This is a genomic window from Saccharopolyspora hirsuta (assembly GCF_008630535.1).
Lineage (GTDB): Bacteria > Actinomycetota > Actinomycetes > Mycobacteriales > Pseudonocardiaceae > Saccharopolyspora > Saccharopolyspora hirsuta.
This window is the reverse complement of sequence record NZ_VWPH01000021.1, coordinates 87,125-102,558: the sequence shown is the minus strand read 5'-3', so window position 1 is coordinate 102,558 and position 15,434 is coordinate 87,125. Positions and strand designations below refer to the sequence as shown.

Sequence of the window (15,434 nt, the reverse complement as noted above, 5' to 3'; positions counted from 1 at the left end):
CCTGCTCCCCAGATGCTCCCCGAAACGATCAAAGGCCTGTTCGTGATCTTCACGAACAGGCCAATGACCAGCAACAACACACTGTGGGCGATACTGGGATCGAACCAGTGACCTCTTCGGTGTGAACTATGTCCACCACCCCGCGCTGACCTGCGAAAACACGAATTCGCAGGTCAGCGCGGAGCCATTCAATCCAGTTGAGTTCGGTTCACAGCAGTTCAACGCACAGCGCTGCTCCCCATTTGCTCCCCACGGTGCTCCCCGCAGACGGCCATCAGGGCCGCGCGCAGGGCAGTCTGATTGCCCGGCGTAGTCGCTCGGGTCAGATGCCAAAACGCGGCAAGCCAGCAGCCCGCTTCCAGCGAGACCGAGGAACACAAACAGTTCGAGCCCGCAGCCTGAATTTTACGTGCCGGGTACGCCTGGCTCGCGAGCTACCGGCGTTCGCGCAGCGCGGGTGAACGGCGAACTGGTCGACCAAGTGGAGCTTGTCGCGGCGGCCGTCGGCGTAGCCGATCTCCTAGTTGACGATCCCGTACCAGTCGTCCTCCACGCTGGGGAAGCGGCCGTGAAGCCGTCCGGGTACCACGCCTGTGAGGTCCAGCCCGGTCACCATAACGTGCCGCGGTGCGTCAGGTTGCCCCACACCGACGTGAGGACCGGCCTACGTCCGTGGATGTCATCACCCTCCCAGCGCCTGAACGGGCTGTTGATCACGACACGCCCGCCTACCTTGCGCCGGTCGCCGCCCGCACGCGGTGGATGAGGTCGCCGTACGGCCGGTGTTCCAGTTCGGCACGGTCGGGGCCCGCGTGACTGCTGGTCAACCGCCAGCTCGCGTCGACGCCGGGCGTCGCTGCGCAGGCCGGGCAGTGCATGCGGACCTCGTCCTCGGTGAGATAGCTCTGCTGACTCCTGGGACGACGAGGTGTCGCCCGCCTTTGCAGGTGGCGGGAAGGACGGCAATCGTCGTGCCGATCTGATCGACTCGGTAGGGCAGTGCCCCGTCCGGCGCCGGGGTGAAGGCGGCGGAGTCACGTCGGCAAACTACCATCATCCTCGCATATGAGTTCGACTCACCTACCCAATCGATCTTGCCAGAGCGCGGGCTCATCCCTGCCGGATAGGCTTCGCAAGCGCGAGCCAAGTGATCACTGTGATTTGGTCATCTGACTCGCTGTCTGCAATTTTATGCAGTACGGCAACTCGCTTTCGCGCTTGCTCAAGTGCCGGCCAAAGACGTTGGAGAACCTCACCGGGAAGTGCCCCCGCGGGTTTGACCATGTTAGCGTGATCACTGGCAGCATCCTTAAGCCACGACCTTAGATCTTCCACCCTAGCCTCGTGCAGGCAACTTGACTGGTCTACGAGCGACGCGCCGTTCGTGAAGATCGTGCAAAGTGCCGCCTTGTTCCGCGGTTCCATGTTGATGCGAAAGCAGAAAACGAACCCGTACACTTCGCCGTTTCCCACCACTCCGCCAGCCTTGCGTGGGAAGTTGCGGATGGCATCACCTAGTCCCGGCGTTCTCATTGCCGTTCCGAGCGCAGCCCGGTACACATCGCTGTCGAAGGCAGGGAAAGTGTCTGCAGTGGACTCCTGCGGCCGAACTGTCGTCGTAAAGTCTCGTACCTGGACGGCGGCCCCTGGGATGATCGGCGTTGGTACGCCCACTGCTGCTGCGGCCAGGTTGATTTTTCCGTAGAGACGGTTAAGCAGGTGCAGTTGCGCATCGAGGCCACGGTCAGGAAATACCGACAAGCATGAAATTTGCTCGTAGGGCGAACCGAGACGATCTGCACGACCTGCGCGTTGACCGATCATCATGGGATTCCATGGAAGATCGAAGTGAATAACGAATGCGGTCTGCTGAAGATTGATACCTTCGGCGAGCATGTCGGTGCAGATGAGAAGGTCGTAGCGGTTACGCGGCGCGCGGCATGTGAAGGCTCCTGGCGCAATGTCAGCTGCTTGAGGCGCAAAATCTGCCGTGATCTCGCGGATCTGCCGTTCGGTCGGGCGGTCGAGCCGAGCTAGACTCGCGATCCGATTGCGATACAAGGCCAGTCGTGGATCGCTAGCGACATGGCGCATGATCTCGTTGGTGATGTGTTCACCTGTGACTCTTGATCCAGTGAAGATCACCACCTTCGGCCCGTCAGGGTGGGCGGCGATCCGCGCAATCTGGTCAACGAGGACCGGTACCTTCGGGTCTACCGAGATCAAGTCGTTGGCACTGTCCCTAAGTGCCGTGAGCGTGGCGATGTCACGACCAACATCCTCGCGAATTTGAGAGACGGCAAAAAGGCTCGCCGAATGAGCAACCAGTTTGGTCCGCGGTTGCCGTGCGACCGTTTCGTCAGTCTCGGGCCCGACCAGGTTCTGGCCATCGAGCATCCCGCCCCACCAATCCTGTTGCTGCTCGCGGTCTGTGTGGTGGGGGGCGGGCAGGTACACGAGTCCCGAGTCGAGGTCCTGCAGAACCTTGGCACAGCGTGAGCGCATCGCTTCAAGGGTCGACGCCAATGCGGCGACCGATGACTCAAGTCGCTTGCAGAGCATGCATTTGATCAGTCTCGTCCAGTCAAAGCTAGAGACCTCGCTTCCGCCTCCACCGTTGAGCTTGTAGTCCTGGAGATGGTACGCCGCCATGGTCAATGCGGGCGGCGGCGTCTCGTTCGGCGCCAGGTCGTGATAGTCGGTCAGAGCAGCTTGGGGGAGATCAGCGTTCTCGACGTCGAGCGCGGCGAGGACATCCCTGATGAGGGTCCGCAGGCGTGACGGCAGCCTATAGCGAACTTCCTTCGGAACCTGTTCGGGGAAGGCCAAAGAGGCGTCGCCCATTCCCTTTGGGTAGTTCTCTTTGATGAAGGGCCGGGTCCGGCGTACGAGCATGCTCTCGAGTTGTCGATGCAAGGTGTGCAGCTGTTCGGGCTTAAGCCTGTCAGCTCTACGACATCGCTCCGCGAGCGCACGTCGTTCTTGGACCGATAGTTTCGGAAGAAGCAACATCACAATCTCAACCAAGTCCTGCCCGCGGTTCTGGATGGGCGTCGCGGTCAACCCGAACACCCGTGGTGGATTGTCGGCCGATGCGAGAGCCTCTCGGAGGGCGTCTCGCCAAGTGGTGGGGTTACGCAGCCAGTGCGCCTCGTCGAGCACGACCAGTTGGTAGGGAAGCGCGCTTCCAGCTTGCATCGCATCCTGTACCGCCCGCGACAGGCTGTGATAGCTAACGACGTCGGCAGGGAGGTTCCAGCCAGCGAGCCGTCGCTCCCACATAGGCACGAGGTTTGCGGGGCAGATGACCACAACGCGTTCGCCTCGCTCGTAGATCCCGCGGCGGATGATCTCCGCTGCCTCAAAGGTCTTGCCGACTCCGACATCGTCGGCAATTAGCGCTCCCCCGTACTCCTGCGCGATCACCAGGGCACGGGCGACCCCGTCACGTTGCCAGGGCGCCAGCGACAACTTGTCCTCAGCGTTGACGTCTCCGCCGAACACTTCGAACAAGATTCGCAGGAATACCAGCTCGTGGGGGTAGTTTGCGAACTGCTCCTCAAGGAGGCCCGCGAGATCGAACGGGACGGCTTCGTTCCACAACGCCGTGGCGTACTCAACCGCCTGCTGAGCTTCAGCTCCGGTCGTTTGAATACCGCACTCCTCATTCCGCATGAGGCCGCCGAGTGTCAAATTGGCCGATCCGATCACGGCGGCGGGGTTGAGGCCTGAACCGTGCTGCACAAAAACCTTGCTGTGGACGAACGCGGATTCGTGCCGGCGGCACGAGAAACCCTGTCTACGAAGAAGGTGCGCCAATCCCAGCAACCTGACCTGCGCTTCGCGAACCATGGGGATACCCGAGAGCTCCGTTCTCAGGTACTCAACGTCGCGTGCGAGCCTCCGGCGGAGAACGTCAGCAACATCAGTGAAAGGATCAGGAAGCCTGATCCAAATCGCCTCGTCCTGAGTCACAGCCAACAGAAGCCGCACTTCAGTGCCCCGGTCGAGAGCACGGCGTACGTCAGACTCGATCAACATCAGCCCCCGCACGCTCACATAGCCCGCGACGAGACTGATGCATGCCGGCGACCCGGGTTTCCTGGTCAACCAGGATTTCAAGCGGCCTGCGATGTTTGTGCCGTTACGGTTCAGCCACAGCCGTGACATCACCAGTTACCTCCCGGCTTGAACAGGTCACCCTGCTCGGTCTCTTCTCTGCCAGGAAGAGGTGCCATCGTACGAAGGTAAGCGTCGATCACTGCCGCCAGCTTCGGGCGACGATTCTCGTCGAGGAAGTCACGTGCGTCGCGCTCGTCAAGGCCCGGTGGCGGTTCTGGTAGCTGGTGTGCCTCGAGCACGTGGTTCGGCGGGCGCAGCAACTCGTACGCCTGGCGCGTCCAACCGCGACACCGTTGGATCGCGTTCGCCGTCTCGTCCGTCATGAAGGCGTAGTGAGGCGCGTACCCTTTGATGGGGTCGATGACCAGCTGACGAAGGGTCATCGACCGGTGGGGGAATGTAACCCCGCTGTCGGCCAGGTCAACAACGGAACCTGATGTTTTGGCCGCTGCAGCCAACGCCAGTAGGCACCCAGTGCTGCCAAAGCGGCCGTTCTCCATCGCGACGACCCTTTCAGGAGTGAAGGGAGATGGACGTCCGAGCGGCGCAAACTTGGACAGCGCTACCTTGGCTTGCTGGTAGTTCGAGGTGTTTTCGAGCTCCTTCAGTTCTTGGCGGATAGTGCGAGCGCCACCGAAAACCTCTCCGGCGACCATGTGTGTCAACCATTGTCCGAGAAAATCCTCCGCCATGGCTTCGGCTGGGTATCGAGCGATCAAACCAGCCATAACATCCAACATAGATGGAAATGGGAATAGGTCTTGATGGACTACCCCGATTCGTTCGAGATATTCCAAAGCTGCTGTGATGCTATCGACGACGACGTGCGCGAGATGCTCAACATGCGACGGTTCAGCATTAATCCCGCGACCTCCTCGCAGTTCAGGCGGAAGGAGGTGCTGAATTACCCTATTGACAGCTCTGAGGTTGACGAGCTTACCCATGTTGAGAGCAGCCGATTGCCGCAGCAACGGGCCGATGAAGTCCCGCTGCAAGGGCCGGAAACGGCACGTCAGGAGCGAGATCTGGAACTGTTCTGACTTCAGAGCCATCTGCTGACTCTTCTCGTTGCGCCGCAGAAAGCACTGCTCGGCATGCTCCTCTGTACCCCTGACCCACTCGACATGAATCTCGAAGTTCTTGATCTTGTTCGCGGTGTCCGCCAACTTCTGCACTAGGCCCTTCCGCTGATCAAGCCCGGCTTGGTCTAGAAGGTCCTCGATCGGCGTTCCCGATAGCAAGTCTCCGAGTGGGATGTCCCCTTGAACAGTACTGTATGCTGTCGGTCTCATCCGCATCTCACCCTGACGGGTGACCCCAACACTGACGGCAAGAGCAGGCCCCTCCATGGACAGCCACTCGTCGGCTGGAATCCACGGAGGCCGCTTGCCCAGCGCAGCCGTTAGCGCCGTCAACCGCTGATTCCCATCGATGATGAAGCGGTCCGGATCACTTCCCTTTTGGTACCGACCACCGTGAGGCCTGTTCTCATCCGCAGGAACCCAGATCAGCACCGCCCCCCAAGGACAGTCCTCGATCGCCGAACTGATCAATTTTGCAACCCACCGCGGTTCTCGCTGGAAAGCACGTTGACACTCCAAGACATCGACACGTCCACTCATCAACATTTGGATCAGTTCTTCGATCTTGATCACATGCTCACTCATGACACTCCTCCCAATCACACTGATCACGCCGAAGACTAGAAACACATCCCGACAACATCAAATAGGAGACGATCTCTCACAATAACGTTCAGCAAGCAGAGAGATCGCCCGTGCCCCATTCAGGAAGTACTGTTAAACCTGTGAGTTAACTACTCAACTAAGCGAGACGACAATTGAACCAGTCTACCCATATGGGTCAATCCAAAAGGAGTACCCACGAAGGGATTTGACCTTCTAACCCCTCTCACAACTGAGGCGGTGAGGCGTACAGCCGCCCGAGGCAGCCCGCCCACCCTCAGCCCCCGCACATGCGGCCCTCCAACCGATTAACCGCCGTCCAGATAACGACCACGTTTCTTCCAAGCCAGGGCAGCTGAACGACCCTCCCCGACCGTGGGGTCCGAATGCCAAGCAAGGCCAGTCGTTGATCATATTGGCCATCGAATCAGCCTTGGCAGCCCTCGAAAAGGCCCCGCAGGTCAGCCAGGCGCGCCGGACAGCGCTACCTCCAACGCCCTAAACTGATCCACCGATTGGTACCAGCTCCACAGTTGCCCACGGCACCACTGGATGGTGATCGCCTGCTGCATCCCGATGCTCGCGATCGCCATCGCCCTGGTCGCCACCGGAGTGATCAACGCCGGCTTCGTGCTCACCGCGGCGGCCACCCGATCGTCGTAGGTGTCGCCGCGGTCCGCCAGAACCACACCATCATCCGAGATCGGCACGTGCAGCTCTCCCACCACGACCAAGGCGAAGTCGCGCTCGAGCACGCCGCGCAGGTATTCCGCCGGAATGCTGCGCACCGACACCCCGTCCGCCGACATGTGCCTCCCCGCCCAGACGGCCAGCTCCTGCCAGTACTCGGGCCGTTGACGTTCCTCCGATCCCGCATGTTCGATCGCCAGTTTCCGCTCCCGGCGCGTCCTATCGTCCAGTGCGAAGGTGAGCGTGCACCCCTCCAGACGCGCGACCTCGCGCAACGGCACGAGAACCTCCTGCCGCACCGGATCGGGTAGGAACGGCCGTCGATCGCTGTGGCTCTCGATGCCGCGGCGGCGAGCGCCACCACGTGCTCATCGATCTCGTCCAGCCTGGTGAATTCGATCGAGGCCAGGTGATCTGGTTCGCCCGGGTTCGGCAGCCGCCGCATGCTGACGCATCGCGGACAAGGTCACCTGCCGCAGCGGGACGCGAGGCTCGTTCGCCCGCAGCGGGCCGGTCATCCGCCGCCGGGGCGGACGACGACGACCGGGCAGTGCGCGTGTGTCACGCAGTGCTGGCTCACCGAACCCAACAGGGTGCCCGCGAACCCGCCGTGGCCGCGGCTTCCCACCACTAGGAGGTCGGCGTGCTCGGCGTGGTCCAGCAGCGACCGCGCCGCCGGGCCGCGGACCACCTCGTGGTGAACGGGCACCGATGTCGGCTGGGCCGCCGCGGTGTCCTCAACGGTCCGCAGGAGCTGCTGTTCGGCGCGTTTCGCCGAGTCCTCGTCCGAGATCACCGGCGGCGCGGGAACGGCCTCGACGAACGTCAGCGGTACCCAAGCGATCAGCGCGGTGACGGTGCCGCCGCAGTGTTCGGCATAGTCCAACGCCCACCGCAGAGCGGCCCGGGACCCGGGCGAGCCATCCACACCGACGACGATCCGCGGCTTCGCACCCATCGTTCCCCCACTGCCGGAACCTGCGTCGACCAGGGTCTACCCGCGCAGCCCCGAGATCGCACATCGAGAGCAGGACGGCCGAACCGGATCCGCTGCCGTCGCAGTGAGGGAAGCAGCGCTCGCAGCTAAGGCTTCGAGATGTCCTCCCATCCCAGCCTGGCCGCCAGGGAGTGCCGCAGATCGTCGGTGAGCCGCTGCAGTTTCGGGCTCCACGTCACCCCGACGGGAGTCGGGTCGGTGAGCCGACGCGCCTCGTCGGGAAGCCACCGCAGATCTCTTTCGAACCGCTGCCGTGCCACCGCGACGGGTTCCAGATCGCCGAGGATCGCGCCGTCGCGCATCACCACCTCCAGCAGCGGTTCCCGCTCAGGCGGGACCACATCGTCCCGCAGACCGAGAACGTCCGGCTCACCCGGGTCGCCGCGGTGGACCTGCTTGGCGCCGGGAGCGGTCAGCTTGCCCGGCGAGAGCTTCATCACGGGGCGCTGGTCGTACTCGACGAGCTTGTACGCGCTGTCCAGGGACGGGGCGTCGGCTGACACCCCCATGCGGGTCCCGATGCCGAAGACGTCGATCGGAGCGGCCGAGAGGTCCACCAACTGGTGTTCGTCCAGCCCACCGCTGGCCATGATCCTCGCGGCCGGGAATCCGGACTCGTCGAGCAGGTGACGGGACTGAATCGCCAGTTCCGCCAAGTCGCCGGAGTCGAGCCGAATCCCGACGAGTTCCTCGGAGCACCCCGCGGCGACCTCGATGGCCGTGCGCACGCCCCGGAGGGTCTCGTAGGTGTCCACGAGGAACACAGCGATGCCGGGGAAGTCGTCGGCGAAGGCGGTGAAGGCCGCTCGTTCGTCGGGGAAGGCCTCGACGTAGGAGTGCGCCATCGTTCCGGAAGCCGCGAGGCCGAACTCCCGTGCTGCGGCCACGTAGCTCGTTCCTGCGAACCCGGCGATGGCGGAAGCTCGCGCGACCGCCCTTGCAGCCTCCAGCCCGTGCGTGCGGCGGGCAGCGAAGTCGATGAGATCCGCACGCGGTGCTGCCATCCGGCACCGGGCCGCCTTGGTCGCCACCGACGTCTGGAACGTCACGAAGTTCAGCAGCGCCGTTTCCACCAGCTGTGCCTGCGCGATCGGCGCGGTGACCTCGAGGAGCGGCTCACCGGCGAAAACCACGCGCCCCTCGGGTACCGCCCGCACCTCACCGGTGAACCTCAGCTCCCCCAGCGCCTTCAGGTCGTCGTCATCGAGTCCGACCACGTCGGCGAGGTAGGCCAGCTCGTCGGTGTCGAAGTACAGCTCCTGGAGGAACTCCAGGCAGTCGGCAAGTCCGGCGGCGACCAGGAAACCCCGATCGCGCGGCAGCTTCCGGGCGAACAGGCTGAACGTCGCGGGTGCGGTCATGTCCCGGCGCAAGTAGCTGGTCGCCATCCTGATCTCGTAGAGGTCGGTGCGCAGTCCGGACATGGCTGTCGTCGTCCCCACCCGGCTACGTCGCCTGCTCGGCGGCGAAGTCGTCGAGCATCACGGCCCGACCGGTGACCTCCCGCGGCATCGAGGTGCCGGTGCTGTCCGCTGCTGTCCTTCCGGTCTCCCTCGTCTCCTCGTACATCGCGTCTTCTCCTCGTCCCGCAACGAATTCTCCTCCCGGAAGGAGCACCGCTTCCGCAGGTGCCGCCGCAACGGGTTGCGTCCAGCGCCGCGACCGCGGTCCCCGTGGTGCATTGCCCGCTCCCGCTGAAGGTCCGGAGGTCACCGCACCACGAGCACCGGACACGGCGCGTGGTGCACCAGCTGCTGGCTGGTCGAGCCCAGCAGCAGCCCCGCGAAGCCTCCTCGGCCGCGGGAGCCCACCACGACGAGTTGCGCCCGGTTGGCGTGGTCGAGCAGCGCTCGGGCCGGTTGGTCGTGCACCACGACGTGCCGTACTGCGACGTCCTGGTACTTGTCGGCCCACCCCGCCATCGTCTCGGCGAGGAAGCGCTCCTCCTCGGCTTGCACCGCGTCCGCCTGGTCCTGCGCGCGGAAGCCCTTCCAAGCACGTTGAGATCCCACCTCGTGCCACGCGTGCACCGCGATCAGCATCGCGCGACGCACTGCTGCGGCGTCGAAGGCGGTTCTCAGCACCGGATCCTGATCGCCCCGGCCGTCCACACCGACGACCACCGGAGCAGCCGGGTCCACCTCGGTCGGCGGTTGTCGCACGACCGCGACCGGGCAATGACCGTGCGCGCACAGGGCGACCGCGACCGACCCCACGATCAGGCCCGTGTACCCGCCGAGCCCGCGGCTCCCCACGACCACCAGCTGCGCTCGCCGGGACTCATCGATGAGCACCGGTGCTGCGCTCCCGGTGCGGCACGTGGTCCGCACTTCGACGTCCGTCGCCGCGGACCGCGCCTCCTGCTCGGCTCGGTCCAGCCAAATCCGGGCTTGCCGCGCCATCGCGTTGCTGTAGGTCTCCGGCAGCGGAATCGTCGGCAGCTCCGGCAGGTACACCAATGCGAAGACATCGGCGAAGACGATCTTCAGCCACGTCCTGCGGCGGGCCGCCTCGGCTGCCGCCCAGCGCGCTGCGTCGAGGGCCGACGAAGACCCGTCGATCCCGACCACGACCGGATTCACCCGGGGACTGCCCATCGCCGCTCCCTGCTGCGCACCGCATCGGCCAGTGCCGACGGTTCCGCACCGGCCGCGGCCTCGGCTAGGGCTGATGGTCACCAGCTGGTCACATGCGCAACGTGCAGCAGCTCATCGCCACCGGTGTCCGTCGAGGATCTGCGCCGGTCCTGGTGAGCGGTGGCCAGAAGATCATTCTTGAGCTGGCTACCCCGCTCGCCCCCGGGGCCTGGGGCACCGCCCTGCGGGGCGCGCGACCGATCGCGGGTGTCGCAGCGGTCATCTCGTCGTCGCAGGGCCGCAGCCCGGGCATTCCGGTGCACGCCGGTGCTGGTGGTGCGAGGTCAGGTGGATCTGGACGGCGTAGACGACCCACCCCATCGCTGCCAGACCGAGCCAGTTGATCAGGCGGTAGACCAGCACCCCGGCCACGGCCGGGGCGACCGGCACCCCGTAGGCGACCAGCACTCCCAGCAATCCGCCTTCAGCCAGGCCGACGCCGCCCGGGAAGATCTGCAGCGCGATGCTGGCCTGCACGACGAGGAAGCCCACCACGAGGGCCGACCAGGGCACCAGATGCCCGACGGCGGTGACGCTGGCGAACAGGCTCAGGAAATCCAGCACCCAGCTCAGACCTGCGCATCCGGTGATGAGCATCCACTGGATCACACTGGGGCGGAGCAGCCCGATCCGGTCCGACACGCGCTGCGCCAGCGCCTCGGGGTCCGCCGCCCGCACGCGGCAGGAGGCCGGCAGGTGCCGCCCCAGCCCGATCAATCCCGACGCGCAACGGCGCAGCACCTGCGGACGGCTCGCCACGCGCCAACATCCCCAGGCTCCCAGGACCACCCCGGTGGCCAGCGGTACGGCCACGAGCACGGGAATCTGTCCGGCCACCCCTACCGCGAGCAGGCCCAGCGCGATCAGCGCGACCGTGGCGACCGCCCCGGCCAGCACCAGCGACCACACGGCCAGGCCAACATCGACCTGCCGCTTGCGCAGGTGGTGCGCGGCGTAGACGAACCCGGCCGCGTTACCCACGGCGGGCAGCGTGGTCGACAGTGCGTTCTCCGCGAAGTTGATCGCCTGGACCGACCGCCCCGGAACACGGGCGCCGCCCGCGACCAGCAGACGCCGGTGCAGTTCCCCGTAGAGAACCAGAGCACCGGAGCCGAACAGGACGGCCATGCCGACCCAGCCCCAGCTCACCTCGGCCAGGCTGGCCCCCACTCGATCCGCCTCGCCCACCAGCGCGGGCAGTTGCCACATCAGCACGTTCAGCCCGACCAGCACCACCACCCACTGCACGATTAGGCGCATCCGCTGCCGCATCGCACCTCCACCCGCGCGGAACGCGCGGTTCACGGACCTCGGCGGTTCCGCTCGCCCCGCGCCTCGATCAACCACGCGACCGCTCATGGTTCGCACACCCCGACCTGCGTGCGTCGCCTCTCACCATGGGGTGCGCTGCCTGGGTCCCATCAGGGCCGAACGGCTCCCCGCCCTGGCCCAGCACGGGTTCGCGTCGCGGTGGCACCGCGAACGGCACGCCCCGATCCGGAGCACGGCGGTCAGCAAGACCGACGGCGCGGCATAGCTCGCGCCGTGCGAGTTTAGGGGCCGGGCAAGGCGGAACGCGACGGTCGGGGCCAGCGACCTCCCGGTGCTGGCATCAGGAGGAGCGGCGGACGACGACGACCGGACACGGAGCGTGGTGGACGCAGTGCTGGCTCACCGAACCCAGCAGCGCTTCGACGAACCCGCCGTGTCCGCGGTGTCCCACCACGAGCAGTTCCACCTCCCGCGCCCGCGCCTCGTCCAGCAGCGCCCGGGCGGCGTGATCACGCACCACCAGTCGTTCCACCGGAACCCGGGTGCCCAGCAGTGCGCGGGTTTCCTCCACTGCCTTCTCCAGTTCCCGCTTCGCATTGGCGACGACGTCGTCCTCCAGCATCAGGGCCACGTCGATCAGCGCCGGAATCGCGCAGGCGATCAGTGCGACGACACGACCGCCGCTGAGTTCGGCGTAGCGCAGGGCCCACCGCAGCGCCGCCCTGGACCCGGTCGATCCGTCAACTCCGACCAGGATCTGCGGATTGTCCTCGTTCATGGCTCTCCTCGCTGGTGGCGCCCCGACCGGTCACAGCCGCAGCTTGCGGATCAGCGGGTCGTCGGGTTCGCGCGGTTCCAGGCGGATGCGCGCGTCGGGGATGTGCGCTCCCCGCTCCGCGACGATTACCGGGTTCAGGTCGACCTCGGCGATCTCGGGCAGCAGTTCGGCCATCCGCGCGGTCCGCAGCAGCACGTCGACCACGGCGTCGGTGCTCAGCGGTTCGTCGGCCTGGGGGCCGAACAGTTGGGGTGCGGCGCGCAGCTCGTGGAGCATCTCGGTGGCATCGCGGGTCGTCAGCGGCACGAGTCGTCGGCTGCGGTCGGCGAACAGGTCGGTGTCTGTGCCGCCGAGGCCGACGACGACCATCGGGCCGAACGCGGGCTCGTTGAGCACCCCGACCAGGAACTCCCGTCCCGGCTCGACCATGGGCTGCATGACGACCCCGCGAAACGCGGTGCCGAAGCGCGCCCGCAGGCGGGTCCAGCCCGCGCGGAGGTCGGCCACCGTGGCCACCGCGAGCACGACTCCGCCAGATCTGGCCTTGTGGAGCAGTCCCTCCGCCCAGACCTTCAGCACGACACTGCCACCCAGCTCGCGGAACGCCGCGAGAGCCGCGTCCTCCGTGGTGCACACCCTCGACGGCACTGCGGACAGGCCGAAGGACGAGATGAGCGCCTGCACGGTTTCAGGGCCCGCCCAACCGCCCTCGGGCATCTGCTCCAACGCGGTCGCCACCAGATCGCGCGCAGCAACCGCATCGATGTGCGCGAGATTCGGGACCGCGCCTCGTGGGCGCGCCAACCAGCTGGCGTACGCGGCAACGGCGGCCAGGGCTCGCGCGGCGAGCGTGGGATCGGAGAACACCGGTACTCGGGCATGCCCGGCGGCGAGCGAGGTCAACGTCTCCGGCTGTCCCGCGCGCACTGCGAGCACCGGCTTGTCGCAGCCGTCCGCTCGTGCGCGGGCGACGGTGTCGGCGACGGCCGCAGCCGGGTCGCTGACCGCGGTCTGCAGCACCGGGACGACCACCGCGTCCGCAGCCGGGTCACGCAGCACGATCTCCACGCTGCGGCCGAACGTGGCGGCGTCGATCGCGGCGGTGGTGTCGACCGGATTGCGCAGGCTGGCCTGGTCCGGCAACAGCGCGGCGAGTTCGGGTGCTGCCCGCTGCAGCACCGAGAACTCCAGTCCTGCTTGGGCGCAAGCGTCCGCCGCGAGCACGCCGAGGCCACCGGCGTTGCTGACCACGGCAACACGTCGTCCGGCCGGGAGGCGCTGCCAGCTGAGCAAACCGAGAACGGCCAGGAGCTCTTCCAGGTCGTCGACGCCGATCGCGCCAGTCTGCCTCAGCAACGCGTCTCGGGTGCTGCTCGGGGTCACGGCCGCGGCGGTGTGCGAACGGGCGGCTTGCTGAGCGATGGGACTGGCTCCGCTGCGCAGCACGATCAACGGCTTGCGACAGCTGAAACGCCTTGCCAGCCAGGAGAACTTCCGCGGATTCCCGAAGGATTCCAAGTACAGCCCCCCTGCGCGGGTCCGGTCGTCGCGTTCCCACCACAGCAGCATGTCGTTGCCGCTCACGTCGAACTTGTCCCCCGTGGACACCAAGGTGGACACCCCGAGGCCCAGGGCGTCCAGCCGCTCCAGCAGCGCGATGCCCACACCGCCGGACTGCGTGGCGATCCCCACCCCGTCTTCCGGGATTCCCGCAGCGCTGAAGGTCGCGTCGAGCCGCACAGCCGGGTCGGAGTTGACGACGCCGAGGCAGTTGGGGCCCAGCAACCGCATTCCCCAGCGCCGCACCGCGGTGACGAGTCCCTCAGCGATCGCTGGTTGACCGGTTATCCCCGCAGTCACCACGACCAGCGCTCGCACACCGCGGTGCCCGCAGTCCTCCGCCACCTCCGCGATGTGCTCGGCGGGCACGCACAGCACCGCCAGCTCCGGCGGTTCCGGGAGGTCGGTCACCGACCTGAAAGCCGTCAGTCCGCGGATGTTCCCGCCATGCCGGTTGACCGCGTAGACCACCCCGGTGTAGCCGCCGTCGAGGATGTTGCGCAGCACCGCGTTACCGACGGACGCAGCTCGGCGGCTCGCACCGATCACGGCTACCGAGGAGGGGCAGAGCACCCGTCGCAGGCTGGCGACGTCGGCGACCCGCTCGCGGTCGCTGACCTTGGCGTAGTACGGCTCCCCGCCGTCCAGCGCGAGCTTGACCTGGTAGAACGCACCCAGGGCCAACACCACGCGCACGTCAGGGCAGTGCTGCGCACCGCTGTCCCTCGACACCAGACCGGCTCCTCTCACGCGAGTTCCCGCACTCGTGAGCAGGACACCGCCCGGACGGCGGCGGTAGGGCCCATCGGCCCTATCAGCACTGCGACCGCGGTTGGCAGCGTGGTGTGTCGTACCAGCTTGGTGGGGGCGCGGATGGCACGGGCGAAGCAGTCGGTCGTGGTCGGGGTGGACGGCTCCGAACCGTCCTTGCGAGCGGCGTTGTGGGCGGCCGGCGAAGCCGTCCTGCTGTCAGCCCCGTTGCACCTGGTCCTGGTCAACAACGACCCCGCCCGCGAGCCGCACGCCAAGGCGGTGGTGCACGACATCAGCAGCAGCTGCCGGCAGGCCGTGCCCGGGCTGGAGATCACCGACGAGGTCAGCCTGGGGCACCCCGCGGAGGAGCTGGTGCACCGGTCGGCCTCCGCGCTCCTGGTCGTGGTGGGGTCTCGCGGGCAGGGCGCGTTCAAGGAGACGCTGCTGGGTTCCACCAGCGCTGCGGTGGCCACCCACGCGGCCTCCCCGGTGGTCGTCGTGCCGGGCACTTCCACGCCGACATCCGGACCCGTCGTCGTCGGGATCGACAGCTCGACCGGGAGCCGAGCGGCGTTGCGCTTCGCCTTCGGCGCCGCTGCGCGGCGCCGCAGCGAGCTGATCGCGGTGCAGGCGCTGCCGAACGCCTACTTCATCCCCGGCCCCTACGACCATCCAGACCGCGACGAACTCGTCGAAGCCGCCGAGCAGAGCCTCGCCGATCAGGTGTCTGCCTGCGCCGGGGACTTCCCGGACGTCTTGGTGCGCCGAGTCGTGTCGAACGTTCCGCCGGTGCAGGCGCTGAGGGAGGCCGCGGACCAGGCGCAGCTGCTCGTGGTCGGCCACCGCGGGGTCGGCGGCTTCACCGGTTTGCTGGTGGGCTCGGTCGCCCGGGGCGTGCTGCACCACGCGCCCTGCCCGGTGGCGGTGGTCCCCGGCTGATC

11 protein-coding genes are annotated in these 15,434 nt (G+C 66.5%); 1 reads left to right on the top strand and 10 read right to left on the bottom strand.

From position 1 onward, the window contains the following. Positions 1–1,110: 1,110 nt before the first annotated feature. The 10 genes from F1721_RS33265 to F1721_RS33225 form a co-directional block, all read right to left on the bottom strand. Positions 1,111–4,170, bottom strand: a complete 3,060-nt coding sequence (locus F1721_RS33265) for an SNF2-related protein (protein WP_170301696.1) — start codon at positions 4,168–4,170, stop codon at positions 1,111–1,113. Then, complete coding sequence (locus F1721_RS33260) at positions 4,170–5,789, bottom strand: DUF262 domain-containing protein (RefSeq protein WP_150070817.1); 1,620 nt, start codon at positions 5,787–5,789, stop codon at positions 4,170–4,172. The genes F1721_RS33265 and F1721_RS33260 overlap by 1 nt, the downstream gene beginning before the upstream one ends. A 479-nt stretch (positions 5,790–6,268) precedes the next feature. Beyond that, positions 6,269–6,778, bottom strand: coding sequence for a hypothetical protein (locus F1721_RS33255; RefSeq protein WP_150070816.1), 510 nt, complete (start codon positions 6,776–6,778; stop codon positions 6,269–6,271). Positions 6,779–7,011: 233 nt separating this feature from the next. Next, positions 7,012–7,455: a universal stress protein gene (locus tag F1721_RS33250; RefSeq protein ID WP_150070815.1), complete on the bottom strand. Its 444-nt coding sequence runs from the start codon at positions 7,453–7,455 to the stop codon at positions 7,012–7,014. Positions 7,456–7,580: 125 nt separating this feature from the next. Continuing rightward, positions 7,581–8,918, bottom strand: a complete 1,338-nt coding sequence (locus F1721_RS33245) for a nicotinate phosphoribosyltransferase (protein WP_150070814.1) — start codon at positions 8,916–8,918, stop codon at positions 7,581–7,583. Positions 8,919–8,940: 22 nt separating this feature from the next. After that, positions 8,941–9,063 (bottom strand): hypothetical protein, encoded by a 123-nt coding sequence (locus tag F1721_RS35485; protein WP_281288842.1) that lies wholly within the window; start codon positions 9,061–9,063, stop codon positions 8,941–8,943. Positions 9,064–9,203: 140 nt separating this feature from the next. Continuing rightward, the gene (locus F1721_RS33240) at positions 9,204–10,091 is read right to left on the bottom strand and encodes a universal stress protein (RefSeq protein WP_150070813.1); all 888 of its coding nucleotides are present in this window, start codon (positions 10,089–10,091) and stop codon (positions 9,204–9,206) included. A gap of 258 nt (positions 10,092–10,349) precedes the next feature. Next, on the bottom strand, positions 10,350–11,369 hold the full coding sequence (locus F1721_RS33235) for a lysylphosphatidylglycerol synthase transmembrane domain-containing protein (RefSeq protein ID WP_170301695.1): 1,020 nt from the start codon (positions 11,367–11,369) through the stop codon (positions 10,350–10,352). Positions 11,370–11,742: 373 nt separating this feature from the next. Further along, positions 11,743–12,180: a universal stress protein gene (locus F1721_RS33230; RefSeq protein ID WP_150070811.1), complete on the bottom strand. Its 438-nt coding sequence runs from the start codon at positions 12,178–12,180 to the stop codon at positions 11,743–11,745. A 30-nt stretch (positions 12,181–12,210) separates the two neighbouring features. Further along, a complete protein-coding gene (locus tag F1721_RS33225) occupies positions 12,211–14,472 on the bottom strand; it encodes an acetate--CoA ligase family protein (protein WP_246155496.1) in 2,262 nt (753 codons plus the stop codon). A 141-nt stretch (positions 14,473–14,613) separates the two neighbouring features. Here F1721_RS33225 and F1721_RS33220 point away from each other — a divergent pair, with 141 nt between their 5' ends. Beyond that, on the top strand, positions 14,614–15,432 hold the full coding sequence (locus F1721_RS33220; protein WP_150070809.1) for a universal stress protein: 819 nt from the start codon (positions 14,614–14,616) through the stop codon (positions 15,430–15,432). The last annotated feature ends 2 nt before the right edge of the window (positions 15,433–15,434 follow it).

Excerpts from the sequence above, each read along its gene's own strand:
- F1721_RS33265 (WP_170301696.1), bottom strand. The coding sequence starts at position 4,170 with ATGTCACGGCTGTGGCTGAACCGTAACGGCACAAACATCGCAGGCCGC.
- F1721_RS33260 (WP_150070817.1), bottom strand. The coding sequence starts at position 5,789 with ATGAGTGAGCATGTGATCAAGATCGAAGAACTGATCCAAATGTTGATG.
- F1721_RS33250 (WP_150070815.1), bottom strand. The coding sequence starts at position 7,455 with ATGGGTGCGAAGCCGCGGATCGTCGTCGGTGTGGATGGCTCGCCCGGG.
- F1721_RS33245 (WP_150070814.1), bottom strand. The coding sequence starts at position 8,918 with ATGTCCGGACTGCGCACCGACCTCTACGAGATCAGGATGGCGACCAGC.
- F1721_RS35485 (WP_281288842.1), bottom strand. The coding sequence starts at position 9,063 with ATGTACGAGGAGACGAGGGAGACCGGAAGGACAGCAGCGGACAGCACC.
- F1721_RS33240 (WP_150070813.1), bottom strand. The coding sequence starts at position 10,091 with ATGGGCAGTCCCCGGGTGAATCCGGTCGTGGTCGGGATCGACGGGTCT.
- F1721_RS33230 (WP_150070811.1), bottom strand. The coding sequence starts at position 12,180 with ATGAACGAGGACAATCCGCAGATCCTGGTCGGAGTTGACGGATCGACC.
- F1721_RS33220 (WP_150070809.1), top strand. The coding sequence starts at position 14,614 with ATGGCACGGGCGAAGCAGTCGGTCGTGGTCGGGGTGGACGGCTCCGAA.